This window comes from Perlabentimonas gracilis (genome assembly GCF_011174675.1).
Taxonomy (GTDB): Bacteria; Bacteroidota; Bacteroidia; order Bacteroidales; family Tenuifilaceae; genus Perlabentimonas; species Perlabentimonas gracilis.
The window spans coordinates 25,274-38,431 of the sequence record NZ_JAANIG010000038.1 but is presented as its reverse complement, the minus strand read 5'-3'; the positions used below and the strand labels follow the sequence as shown (position 1 = coordinate 38,431).

The 13,158-nt window shown below is 33.3% G+C and carries 11 protein-coding genes; all 11 read right to left on the bottom strand.

Annotated elements, in window-relative coordinates; all coding sequences use genetic code 11:
- Window positions 1-78: 78 nt before the first annotated feature.
- The 11 genes from G8O23_RS14275 to G8O23_RS14225 all read right to left on the bottom strand — a co-directional run bounded on the left by G8O23_RS14275 (window position 79) and on the right by G8O23_RS14225 (window position 13,147).
- Window positions 79-1,305, bottom strand: a complete 1,227-nt coding sequence (locus G8O23_RS14275) for an RNA-binding domain-containing protein (protein WP_166366007.1) — start codon at window positions 1,303-1,305, stop codon at window positions 79-81.
- Window positions 1,306-1,556: 251 nt separating this feature from the next.
- Window positions 1,557-2,507: an NAD-dependent epimerase/dehydratase family protein gene (locus tag G8O23_RS14270; RefSeq protein WP_166366005.1), complete on the bottom strand. Its 951-nt coding sequence runs from the start codon at window positions 2,505-2,507 to the stop codon at window positions 1,557-1,559.
- The gene (locus G8O23_RS14265; protein WP_166366003.1) at window positions 2,504-3,247 is read right to left on the bottom strand and encodes a glycosyltransferase family 2 protein; all 744 of its coding nucleotides are present in this window, start codon (window positions 3,245-3,247) and stop codon (window positions 2,504-2,506) included. Before G8O23_RS14265 ends, G8O23_RS14270 begins: the two co-directional genes overlap by 4 nt.
- A 30-nt stretch (window positions 3,248-3,277) precedes the next feature.
- Window positions 3,278-4,540 carry a TolB-like translocation protein gene (locus G8O23_RS14260; RefSeq protein WP_166366001.1) on the bottom strand — a complete coding sequence of 421 codons (1,263 nt, stop codon included), beginning with the start codon at window positions 4,538-4,540 and terminating at the stop codon, window positions 3,278-3,280.
- Window positions 4,533-5,357, bottom strand: coding sequence for a glycosyltransferase family 2 protein (locus G8O23_RS14255; protein WP_166365999.1), 825 nt, complete (start codon window positions 5,355-5,357; stop codon window positions 4,533-4,535). Before G8O23_RS14255 ends, G8O23_RS14260 begins: the two co-directional genes overlap by 8 nt.
- Window positions 5,350-6,564, bottom strand: a complete 1,215-nt coding sequence (locus G8O23_RS14250) for a hypothetical protein (protein WP_166365997.1) — start codon at window positions 6,562-6,564, stop codon at window positions 5,350-5,352. Before G8O23_RS14250 ends, G8O23_RS14255 begins: the two co-directional genes overlap by 8 nt.
- A 9-nt stretch (window positions 6,565-6,573) precedes the next feature.
- Entirely contained in the window at window positions 6,574-7,572 is a 999-nt protein-coding gene (locus G8O23_RS14245; RefSeq protein WP_262888072.1) for a glycosyltransferase family 2 protein, read from the bottom strand.
- 68 nt (window positions 7,573-7,640) lie between these two features.
- The gene (locus G8O23_RS14240) at window positions 7,641-9,083 is read right to left on the bottom strand and encodes a lipopolysaccharide biosynthesis protein (protein ID WP_166365993.1); all 1,443 of its coding nucleotides are present in this window, start codon (window positions 9,081-9,083) and stop codon (window positions 7,641-7,643) included.
- A 13-nt stretch (window positions 9,084-9,096) separates the two neighbouring features.
- Window positions 9,097-10,131 (bottom strand): CehA/McbA family metallohydrolase domain-containing protein, encoded by a 1,035-nt coding sequence (locus G8O23_RS14235; protein ID WP_166365991.1) that lies wholly within the window; start codon window positions 10,129-10,131, stop codon window positions 9,097-9,099.
- Window positions 10,132-10,199: 68 nt separating this feature from the next.
- The gene (locus G8O23_RS17300) at window positions 10,200-11,330 is read right to left on the bottom strand and encodes an NAD/NADP octopine/nopaline dehydrogenase family protein (protein WP_219932540.1); all 1,131 of its coding nucleotides are present in this window, start codon (window positions 11,328-11,330) and stop codon (window positions 10,200-10,202) included.
- On the bottom strand, window positions 11,327-13,147 hold the full coding sequence (locus tag G8O23_RS14225) for an aminotransferase class I/II-fold pyridoxal phosphate-dependent enzyme (protein WP_166365989.1): 1,821 nt from the start codon (window positions 13,145-13,147) through the stop codon (window positions 11,327-11,329). Before G8O23_RS14225 ends, G8O23_RS17300 begins: the two co-directional genes overlap by 4 nt.
- Between the last annotated feature and the right edge of the window lie 11 nt (window positions 13,148-13,158).

Here is a 13,158-nt window from a genome sequence, read left to right as displayed (position 1 = left end):
ACTTCAGCTTTTCGCTTTGATGTCCAGTAACTGTTCTTTTTCATACCGTCAGAAATTTAGCAATTTTTCTGCTCGGTTTTAATTGGGGCTAATATAATCCTCATCAAAATCAAATAATGGTTCGGGCGAACTATTATCACTTAAAGCCTTTCTAATCCTAGGGATACCCGTTGCCCTACCCTCAGTCAGTTCTAATTCCTTAAGGAAATCGCCCAAACGTCTGTTCCTATACCTACGGGGTTTAATTGCCCCGGTTTTAAACGCATCTGCTTTAATCGATCGATCTGGGCCACCATAGTTGAGGATTACAATTGAATCGGGATAAACCCTAATCTCTATTGGCTCACGAACCTGATAATCTCTATGGTAAAAAGCATTCGATACCGCTTCTTCAATTGCCTCGAATGGGTAATTCCAAATACGAATACTCTCAGGTAGATTTGGCTGCTTGACTATTTTTTCCTGTAGAATATTTGTTTTAAAGTAATTAAGAACGCTATGTATCTGCTTATGAATTGGCCCCACAATAAAAGGGCGTTCATAAAAGTCGGATGTTTCTGTACCATTAGGGAACTCAACAATTTCTACGCGGGTGCAAGGGAAATACACATCGGGCTTGTCAGAGAAAAGCATTAGGGCTACATTTCGAGGGAAAAGTAATTCTGTTGAACCAGATGTGAGATGCATCTGTCCAAGTATATCAACTTTAGATGTGTATCCTGAAGAGTTATGTAAACGACTTTTTGTTGTACGAAGGAACTCATTTACAAGATTAATTGCAATATCATCTACGGAAGTACTAGTATTTGCTCTATCATCAAACGGTACTTGGTTTGCCAATGAGATGAGTTCTTGCTGTTCTTGCTGATTTGCTTTTTTTGTGGTTGAGTACTGCCGGATATAGTAGAAGTAACGTTTTTCTTTAGCTGTAATTTGTTCAGGTACTTCGTATGGACGATTAGAACCGCCTGGCACCCAGAGAACAATAACAGTTTTGCCGTCAAGTTGTTCTAATGATAATTTTGGCGAATATGGAGGTTTTATTAAGTTGTTAAAACCTATCATTTGCTTCTGGATTTGATCTACCTGTTTCCTTGGTAAACCAATAGCTGGCCTACTTACTACACCATTATCTTCCTCTACTCCAATTAGAATATATCCACCACCAATGTTCTCAATATCATTTGCAAAAGCACAAATTGTACGATAAATTGAATCAGGATTCCACCCCCTCTTAAATTCAATTCTTTCACTTTCAATTATATTGTGGCTAATAAGGTGCTCTATACTAATGGGTAACGGCATTGAGAATAATTATTATTGGTTGGCTGCAAGACATTGGCTTTTGGCCGTTGGCTGTTAGCAATTAGCGTTTTACGTTCTGCGTTCTACGTTTTGCGAACAGCGTTTAGCATTCGCATAATCGCATAATCGCCTCTGCTCCTCATCTCCTCATCGTTCTGCTTTAATCTGTTACACCGTGTTGCACTGTGTTTTACACAGAGTTACACTGTGGTTTTAGCACTTATCCGTTTTAAGTTTCGCGTCTTTGCGTTTTAGCGTTCAGTCCCCTTAAACGACTCCAAAGTCCTAACCAATCCATCCCTAGCACTAACAGGCATTCTGTCAATACCCAAAGCAGCCTTTAACTTGCTGTTGGATACTACGTACGATTCGGTTAGCTTTTTTAGGCGCTCGGTGTTTAGGGGGAGGTGGAGGAGGTCGCCGGTTTTGGCTAGGCATTTTATTAGACCTCTTGAAATATTATATACCCGAGGTTTTTTGCCCAACGATTCTGCAATAATTGAAAATAGTTGATTTGTTGATAATGGCTCATCATCTGCAACCTGGTAGGCGCCGGGTTCAATGTCCTTTTCAATTAGTTGCCTTATAACAAACGACAAGTTATCTATTGACAAAAAAGAGCGTTTATTCTCAAACGCTCCCAGTGGCCAGGGTATTCCTTTTTTTACAATGCTGTATAGCAAATTAAGATTTCCCTTATTGCCAGGACCATGTATCATACATGGGCGGAGGATGTAAACCTTTTTTCCTGCAGGTAATTTTTTGCTTAGAATATACTTCTCCGCCTCTTGTTTTGACTGCCCGTAGGGTGTTTGCGGGTTTGGTTCAATATCCTCGGTTAAGTATTCTCCCTCCACGCTATCGGCAACGGCCTTAACCGTACTAAAAAAGATAAATTTCTCTGCATCCGACTCCAAAAAGAAATCGAATATCTTTTGTGTAAGCCCAAGGTTAATATGAAAATAGCTCTGCGGATCCGATGTGTTCTTTGTATCGTGGGCTTTGCCGGCTAGGTGGATTATTGTGGTTACGTGGGGGAGTTGGTCTAATTGTTTCCAGGAATAAACGGTGCTAGCAGGAAACTCCCCTTTGGTAGTTATATCAAGCCCTAATAAATTAAAATCTTTATGAAAAGTGTTGTAAAGATTTGTGGCTATAAAACCGGAGGAGCCTGTTAGTAATATCTTTGTTTCATCTTTCATAAATACCTCTTTTTAAAATAATGAAAAAAGTATGAAATAAAATAAAATAAAGATTTAAGAAAAGAAAGTTTCTCGACATTTCTGTAAATTGCCCAATTATATTTAATAACTTTAAGCTTGTTTGATGAGACAGAGTTCCCCCTTTTACGATATAAAGCAAGTTTTTTATTTACATTATATGCATAGGGTGTTTTTTTTAGAATTGCTAACCATAATGCCCAATCTTGTCGCTTAATTATTTTCGGCATAAAGAATTTTCCAAGATTTTCGGAGTCATAAATAGCTGTTAGACAACCAATGTAGTCATTTTGAAGCATCTTCTTGTAATTAACTCTTTCAGGCGAAACCATTGAACCAATACTTACACCAGTTTCATTAATTATATCATAATTTGAAAATGCGAAGTGAATATTGTTTTTTAACATGAATTCAACTTGTAACTCAAGTTTTTCAGGTAGCCACTGATCGTCACTATCACAAAAAGCAATAAATCTACCTTGTGCATTTTCTATTGAATTGTTGCGGGCAACACCAGGCCCAGAGTTCGTTCCAAGCCGAAATATTCTTATTCTTTTATCACTTTGAGCAAATTCCATTAATTTCTCCCAGGTTCCATCTGTTGAGCAGTCGTCGGTTATCAATAATTCCCATTTGGTATAGGTTTGATTTAATATAGAATTAATGGTTGATTCTATGAACCCTGAAGAATTATAGGTTGGTGTAATAATTGAAACCAGCATACTTCGTTTTGGATTTATTAAAAAAATTGACTATTCGATCTTCATAAGGCATAAGCTTCTGTTTCCATTCCTCACAGCATCAAAACAAACATATTTACCATCAGGTGAAACACGAGGATGTAAATCGCAAGCAATATGTTTGTTGAAGTTCTTCGTTTGAAATTTTTTTGGTGAATGGATTGAAGCTAAAAGTTGAGATTCGTCAGTTACGATGTTTACTCTTAATAACTTAGCCATTCTGTACTTGTCCGGATAGGTATCGGTAATAAAAGAATCTTCTGTAATGAATGATTGGTGCCCATCCGAGTTCAATGTATCTGTAGCAATAGGCTTGAATTTATCTATTTCAGGAATATCAAAAATGGCGTGACAATCCTTATTATTAACACTGCAATAGGCAAGAATTTGATTTTTCTTATTCCATACATAATGAGATACCATACCACTAGTTGGTAAAGCAAAGTGCTTATGCTCCTCTTGGTCGAAAATGACTAGACGTGATTTGCGATTTAAAACATCCCTAGATACCCACCTGTGTAGAAATGAAACATATCTGTTATCTGGGGAAAACTCACTATGGGTAACATAATGTCTGTAACTATTTGGTTCGCTAATTTCTTTATGTAAATCATTTGCAAGCGTTTCCAATGATATTGCCAATGTCCTTTGATTATTAATCAAGTCCACTAGATATAAGCCCGTATTACTTGGAGCATTTTTATCCAGCAGACCTCCATCTGTATAGGGATATCCATAACCCGGCATTAAATTTTCAAGCCTTTCGTAACTAAAAGATGTTGCCAAATTGCCATCAGTGGAAACAGTATCAATTGGAAAATCAATAATTATTTCTTTTAGTGAAGTTGTGTTAACTATTTTTGATACTAGTTTATTATTGATAGCAGTATTGAAAATAATTTTTTCATCGTTAATCCATTGAAGTCGGCACCCTTTATGGTAATTCCATGCTAATGATGTACCTATAGAAATATAATCACTAAAAGTTCCATCCTCAAATTTAAAATATCCAACTTCAAGTTCATCATCAGGATTTGGCATTCTTAATGTATCAATCTTTAGATGGTTTGCTAGAATTTTTTTACAATCATATGAAAGTGGAGACTTGTCATGGAAACCATAAAAGCAATTTTCTCGATATTCGATTCTATTAATATAAAACTCTTGTCTCCTTGGCAATAAATCAAAAAAGGATTGATATATATTTCTAAACAAGAATTTAACCCAAGGAACAGCCTTAACTATATCGTATACTGTTTTTTCTAGTTTATTCATTAAAAAAAAGGTTTTTTAGTTTTTTAAGTGATTCATAATTCATCTTACAGTATATCTTTCTTTTTAACTTGCTTGTTGAGATATGGTCGCTATCATTCACTATGATATTTGGAGCATATAAGACTTTTAAATTTGAGGATCTCACTATTTCGGCAAAAAATATTTCTTCACCAAATAGGAAAGAGGGAAACTCAAAATTCACGTTTACTCCCATAAATTTTTTTGTAAAGATCATAAATGATCCATGACCTGCATAAATGTAATTGCTTGAATGGTTTGAAATGCTTTTATTTCTATGTTTATAGATATATTTATTGTAGAGATTGTATAGTAATGGAAATCTATACATCTGGATTAATAAATTAATTCTTTTAAGCGAAGGTCGAATCAATATTTTTGGGTTTCTATCCCGATTCTCTGATAATGAAAATATTTTAGGAGCAATCCAACCAGTATCTGGACTCTCATTTAAACCACTTAAATCTTTAAAGAATGACTTTGTTAAAGTGAGATCAACATTCGAGATGATAACATAATCGTAACCCTTTACACTCGGGTAGCCAATGTCTTTAATAACTCTTGTGACAGCCCCAATATACCCAAGGTTTTCATGATAGGGGAATATGTTTACAGGGAGTTGAACAGCATTGTCAACCCTATATATATATGATTTATCTGTAGAGTTGTCACCAACAAAAACCTCTACATCAATATCTACGCAGTAGTTAATAGCTTCGTCAATTGAAGCAATGTATTTATTGAGTTCACTGTATGAGTTATAATTCACACAAATAATTGCCACCTTCTTTTTAAGCATAATTTTGATTGTGTTCAGGTAATATGAGAGTTGTAGTTTTTTTATTGTAGATTGTTATAATAGAGAAAAATAGTAGTATTAATAATTCATGTGCACCCCTGCTATATAATAGTAAAATTTTAAAGTTAATTATAAGAAGAGCTATTGTGAAAAAAACAAAAATTTTAATGAGTGTATACAGATCCTCTGGAATTTTTTTCTGCATTATTAGCATAACCCTAACAAGCATAAACAAATGTTGGAAAAGAATTATAGCTAGACCAATAATTCCTATAGAGAATATTGTTCTAATATATCCAATATCTGTTCCTTCAACATCTATACCTAAGCCGAACATAATGCCAGAAACTGTTTCAGGAAAAAATAAATGTTTTTGAAGAAGATTTTCGTCTGATTTACTATAGTTGGCAGTGCTAATATCGAACCCTTTGTTAAGCGAGGAGTTTTTAAAAAAAGATAAAGAGCCTACAATAATTGGGAACACAATATTAAATATAACGATTGATATAGTAATTATAAATGGAATGATGAATAATTTTTTTACAATACTAGTCTGTCTAATTAATTTAAACGAAAGATAGGCGTAGGTTAGAAATCCAAATATCATAGCCACCCTAGAGATTCTTAGACAACTAATAAATGCTAACGAGAAGAGGATTAAGTATAGAAACTTCTTTTTTATTTTGTATTGAAGATAAAACACATAAATGCCGAATACCGAGAGTAATGCAGCAAAATCATATGAGCCTGTTAAACCTAAGTTTCTTAAATTTAACAAATCAAGTAGCTCTGGCTCTCTGTAAAAATTAAAAATTGTAGCCATCGGTTTTACTAATGAAGGGAAGGCAAATTGAAGGCCAATTGCAAGAATGTGCAAAAAGAGAATCGCTGATAAGATATTAATTATTTTGTTTGATGTGAGGTTTAAACTAGGTATAATTAGGCCTAAAAGTAAGGTTGATAGCAAAATCCGTGAATATTTACCAATTAAAAAAAAGGAAAAACTATCATTACCAATCAGTACAATAATTTGCCATATAAGAACTATAGTCGCTGTGATTATTATAATCCCAAATTCTTTTACATTTCTAAACTTGCAAATAGATAGAAAAAAAAATATAGCAATGTTAAAGCCAAAGGTAAGGGCAAGGTGAAACGGGTTATAAACATTTATGAAAAAAATGATAAAAATCAGTAAGGCTCTCATCCAAGTCAATTAGTTCTTGTTTGAAAATATTAATCTATTTGTTAAGTATTTTATCTGGCCACTTACGATGTATTGTATTGCTTTATTATAAGTTTCAGTTGATATTGAACGTAAAAAAAACATTTTTAATTTGTCAAATTTGCCCAGATTTGGTTTTAATCGAATCTTTGCCATTTTATAGTTTAATACTTGATTCCACACCTGAACGTACATTTTATTTTTAATGAGTCTTCTTTTTCTGTAGTCGTTGAAGTAACGGAATGAATCTAAATACACTCTATTTCTTGCAGGTGAATAACTAATGCTCTTGTCCGTTTTATTTTTAATAATACTACTTAATGAGTCTTCAGCACAGCGATACCGGACCAACATTTCATCAATGTATGGTATATCTATTCCCTTTTCTAAGATGTTGAGATATGTGGGCCATTCTTCAGCAAAAGGGTAGTTTTCATCGATATAATTAATTTCCTCTAATGTTTTCTTTGAAATAAACAACCCCGGCATAGGTAATAGACACTCCTTAAGAAGAAGAGTATATTTTCCGTGCTTACTTAAGATAGAGTATTTATCATAAAACAAATTATAGGATTGCTTCTTTTGTTCTACTCGTTGGGCATTTCCAAAAAATTCCAGTTTACTTACACAAACATTTTCATTGTTTTTTTCGATAAACTGTATAAAACGCATAATTGAGTAATCGAATAATAAGTCGTCCCCAGCCATTATTTTGATCCATTCCCCACTTGATCCTTTTAGTCCTCTGTTTAGATTTAGAGAAGTACCTGTGTTAATATCTGAAGTAATTAACTTTACATTCGCAAATCTTGCTTTATTATTTAAAATCCAATCACTGCATATTGCAACTGTATTGTCAGTTGAGAAATCGTCTGAAATTACTAACTCAATATTTGCATAAGTTTGATTTTTTATGCTATTCAATGTCTCTGTAATGTATGTAGATGAGTTATACGTAATTACACAAACACTTACAAGTGGACGGTTCATCATTAAAGTTGTTTTGATATTAGCAATAAAATTAAGTAAACAATATATAATTAGTCATTTGCATAATTTTAACTTTTTTTCAGTTTTTTCAATATAATAAGGACTTCTCCTAATTCATCTAATTTTAAAAAGTAACTAATTAATATATAAAATAATATACCAGTTATTCCTCCAATAAGTAATTTAAGAAATTCTAAATCGATGAAAAATATTGAAAGATAGACAACTATTGCCATAATCCCCGTTGATAGTATTACTGGCAAAATATCTCGTAATTGACGGAAAGCACCATACCCAAACAACTTTCCCGGCATATATGCATTAATAAAAAATGAAATTAGAGAAGTTACAACACTTCCAATTACCATTGCCTTAACTCCTAAAGGTATTGTTATTATTAAGGCAATAACTATCATTGGCAGTTTGGATAGGTCAACTTTTAGAAACAGATCAGACCTACCTACAGCATTTAGAATGCTCATATTAACAGCGCTTATTGGCGTAACTATCCTTGCAAAACACAACCACTGTAACAATGGAATTGCCGCTTCCCATTTGTCTGTAAGCAATAAGCGAATAAAAGGATCTGCAAGTAATGCAAACAGCGTCATTAGTGGTATTATAAAGAATGCTGTCATACGAATCAAACGGCTATAGACCGAGACAAGCCTGTCCTTATCGTCCTGTAACGATGATAGTATTGGGAAGGTAACCTGTTGTAAAATGCTTGTAATAGTGAACGCCGTTGCGTCGGAGAGTTTTTTTGCGTTTGTGTAAAAGCCTAAGGATTCAGCACTATAAACGCGCCCTATTACTGCGTTGTAAATTTCATTCAATGAGCGAGAGTATAAACTGGCAATTAGAAGCTTTGAACCATAAGAAAACAATTGCTTAAATGAATTACTTGAAAACTTTAAGGAAATCGTCCAACGGCTAAACCACCAAAAGAGAATAACTGAAATGCCTGCGTTTAGTAAATTTTGTGCAACAAGAGCCCAAACACCAAAGCCCTTATATGCAATGCCTATTGCAATGGCACCACTTATAACTATTGATAAGGTGTTTACCTTTGCAAAGGTCTTAAAATCAACATTAATAGATAGCCTAGATCGTTGAACAATGGCTAACGAATTAATTATAATATTTAAACTCAGTACACGGGTAAGTATTATTAACTCTGGCCTATCGTAAAAACTTGCGATTAATGGTGCAGAAAAATAAAGTACTAGATAAAAAAACAGACTAACACCAATGTTAAATAGGAAAACCGTGGAGAAGTCTACATCTGTTCGGTTCTTCTTTTGTATTAGGCCAGAGCCCATCCCGCTATCAACGAAACTTTGGGACAAAGTAATAAAAATGGTTAGCATACCAATTAGCCCAAAATCTTCGGGCATCAGTAGCCGCGCAAGTACTATGCTAATAATAAATTGCGTTCCCTGTGCAGCAAATCTATCTACTGCGCTCCAAAGCATGCCCCTTGTTGCTTTTTCTTTTAGAGAATTAGACATTTCTTTTTGGAGTTTAATCCTCAACAAGATGAATTGCTTGGGTGAATGCTATTCCATTACTATTTATAACTTCGGCTCTAACCCATAGTAAATTATTAGACCAATTGTATGAAGCGTCAAATGTATAGTTTATGGATATGGTGTCTTGGATACCATCCAACGTGTAACTGATGTATGATACAGTACTTTCTGTATTTGATTTAATATTTAAAATTCCATTATTAAATGATATTTTTATTGCGGGCCCATTTGTAACATAGAATGAACCGCTAAGCAGAGATTTCCAAATACTTGTTTTCTCCTTTTCTTCAGCAAAAGCGATAATCCATGATTTATTAAAATAGCGATTGGGGTTTTCCCATTCCTCATTATAATGAAAATCGTCTACGCCTAATGAGAAGGTTATTAATCCATTTGACCTAAGAACATCTAAACACCTATGACCCTTTGTATCGTTTGGTACTAGTACCTCCATAAAATGGAGTTTAGATATTTTATTCGCAGTTTCAGCTTTTAAATAGGTGTATTTCCAGTTTGGGTGTGCTACACTGGTAAAGGCACCTATGCTGTTGTAGTAATTTAGAATATCAAATAGATTTTCGCCTTTGTCAATATATTTATAAGTTGGTAAATTGTATGCACAAATATGGTGTCCATTTTTAGTATCTTCAATCGCCGCACCCATCCATATAATATCTCCAATCTCAGGGTCTGGAGTGATAAAGTTGTGGTCTGTAAAGGTGTAAAAATCGAAATTCCCTTCGTCTCTAAGTTTTTTAGCAACCCACACGGGATCGCCAGATCCGTAACCATCAACCGGGGCTGAATTGTTGGTGTGATTATGCATTGAACCTTTTAGCTCAAGATTTCCTGATTTCTTATAGGGGTTATACAAAATATATTCTATGTTCTGGAAATAAAGTGTGTCATAATTATTTGAATAATCAACAATGGATTTTACTTGATTAGCTGGGGGTATTGAAATTTCGTTTTTTTTGCACCCTGTTAAACTTATAGTTAATAATATTAAAAACATTATTATTTTCATACAGTGGGGTTGTATCGTTATTTATAAACTATTAGAAGAACTATTTCAATAGATAAAATGTACTTAAGTTATTTACCATAATACTCTATGATGTCATTAATCGACTTAACCCCATATTTTTTAGGTAAATTATATATTAGATCTCCAGTTTTATTAAATACGGGTTGCTTTGTTGCAATTTCAAACCATTTTAAAACCATATCAATGTTTGGTGTGTCAAGTAAGATAATCTCAGCAAAAGCTTTAATAATATTTAATCCAAAAAGGAAATCTTCAGTAAAGTAACGAGAATTGAAATCAGGAATAAAACCAAATTCTGTTTCAACCATTGGAGTTCTTATACCCTTAAAGGCATCAATACTTCTTATTTTATTTGTTAATTCACTTGGCGTATTAGATTCATAATGAATACTAAGTGGTTTTATGCCATCTAAATTAATTTGTGATAATTTTTTAAGTATAAGTTGGAGTTCATTATCGCACTTTAGTAATATTTCTGAAGATTCATTTGTCCAATCTTCATAGAAGTTAAGTTGTTTATCCCAATATATTCCTTCTTTATAGGATTTAAATATTGAATATAATCTAGTTGTGTGTAGAATTGGATTTGATGGAGTTAACGTAACGTTTAAATAATTTGCCAAAGGAGTACATTTAATTCTAATTAGTTCTTGTATGGTTAAACAAACATCATTCGTCATTTTGTTAGGAATAACACCCAAATAAAGTTCCTTTTTTTTGCCTAAATCATAAACTGAACTCCCATATTCTCTAATTCTCGCTATACCATGTACCCTCTGAAATCCAAAGATAACACAATCCTTCTCAAATAATTCTTTACATATAAACTCAACTCCACCACTTCCAGGCATAAAGCCTAGCCATGCACCCTGTTTAATTTTATTTTTAATTGTTTTAAAATATTCAGGAAAGACATTTGAAGGTAGGGTTGAGATAATAATATCTGCATAAGGAATTATTTCGGATGGATTATTGCTAATATTACCAGAAAAAATCTCGGATACTATAACACCTTTGTTATTGTATACTTTTATTTTTTCACTCCAAATCTCTGGCTTGGAGGTAAGTAAACTAACTTTTGCATTCTCGTTCAACAATAAGTCTGAAAAAAGAAGTGTGCCAATATTACCTCCACCAATGATGCAAATATGTTTTTTTGAATTACCTGAATTGTTCATCTTGTTTCTAAAATTTGATTTAACGCTTCAATCAGTCGATTGTTTTCATTAATGCTCTTTACAGCAACTCTAATGTATTCGCCATCAAAACCTTTTTTCTTTGAAAGGTCTTTTATAAGTAAGAAATGTTTGTCAAGCAGTTCTTCAGCTACTTCTGTTGCTGTTTTTCCGCCCAGTATTTCGCAAAGTATATAATTTGCATGAGAAGGAATAACTCTCAAGTTATTAATGGTGGAAAGATCTTCGAAATACTTTCTTCTTACTTTTTTAAATTCAACTATTCCATTTTCAAAATCACCTTTATACTTTTCGAAAATCTGCAAATAGAATTCCGCGAAGGAGTTAATGTTCCATATCGCAACATCTTTTTTTATGAAGTTAATCAAATTTAAATCAGAACTTGCAATAACCCCTAACCGAAGACCTGGCACACCGTATGACTTTGAAATGCTTTTTATTACAATAAGATTTGGGTTATCCTTCAGGTCTTCTTCTTTCAAAAAGGTTTCTTCAACATCCAACTCAGCGAAGTCAACAAATGATTCGTCAACAATTAAGAAGATTCCTTTTTCTTTTGCCCACTCAAGTATAGTTAAAACATTATTTTTACTAATAAAGTTACCAGAGGGATTGTCTGGGTTTATTAGAATAAGAGCACTTATATCTTTATCATTAAAATAGCTAATAAGATCTTGAGCCGTATACGAAAAGTTTTTATTACTGGGTATAAAAGAAACAATGTTTTCTTTGTTTAGTCTGTTAGGATACTCTTCGAATGTTGGTAAAGAAATTCCAATGTTACCCTTAATGTATTGCGTTATGGATTTAATTAACTCAGCAGCTCCATTACCCACTGCTACATACTCTTTTTTTAAACCAAAATATTTTGCTGCAAGTAAACTATTCACATTCATTCCAGAGGGGTACTCGCAAATTAATCGTTCAAAATTTGCTTTAATTTCATCGAGCAATTTTGGCGTGGGGTAGAATGGGTTAACTAAATAACAGAAATCGATTAACTTGGGGTATCTCCAATAACCACCATATCGATTTTGAAATTTTGCAAGTTTGTCTTGTGTTGAGTTAGTGAAAATTGATTCTGCTATATCTAAATCTTGCATATCATCAATTTCATACCAAGCCTCATCCTTTAAGACAGAAGCTTTTATTTCAGGTTTCTCTAGAAGAGTTATTACTTTAAGCACTTGTTCATAATATTCATTGTCCCCTAGGGCTTTGCTGTACGCTTCCAAGAATGGTACGTAATGAGAGTTTGAGAAAGCTTTACTGAACTTGTAGATGTTGACTGTTTTGTAATAGTCTTTTATATTCTCAAACTTAAAATGTTTTTTGTCAAGGAAACTCAGGATGTTTTTTTCTTTGTCAAGAGTGACAACGGTACCATCCATCCATCCCTCGTATTTTGCTACTAATGCAAGACTTGGATAATCTTCATTTATTAATCTATTCAGAACAGAGTCTTCAAATATTAGATCTGACTCTAACAGAAGTGTGTCTTCTTTTAGCAAATAGTTTCGGGCAAGGAATAATGAGTATATATTATTTGTTTTAAAGTAAATATCGTTGTTAATATACTTTATTTCAGTCCTAATCTCGATAGTAGAAATGTAATCTATGAGTTCCTTCGACTTATATCCAACTACTAATATTATTTGAGATAAGTTTAGGTTATCAAGTTGCTTAAGCATTCTCTCTATTAAGGTAACCCCATTTACCTTAACCATACATTTAGTGTTGTTGTCTGTTAGCTCTTTGAGCCTTTTGCCCATTCCGGCAGCTAGTATTATTGCTTGCATGTATTTTCTAT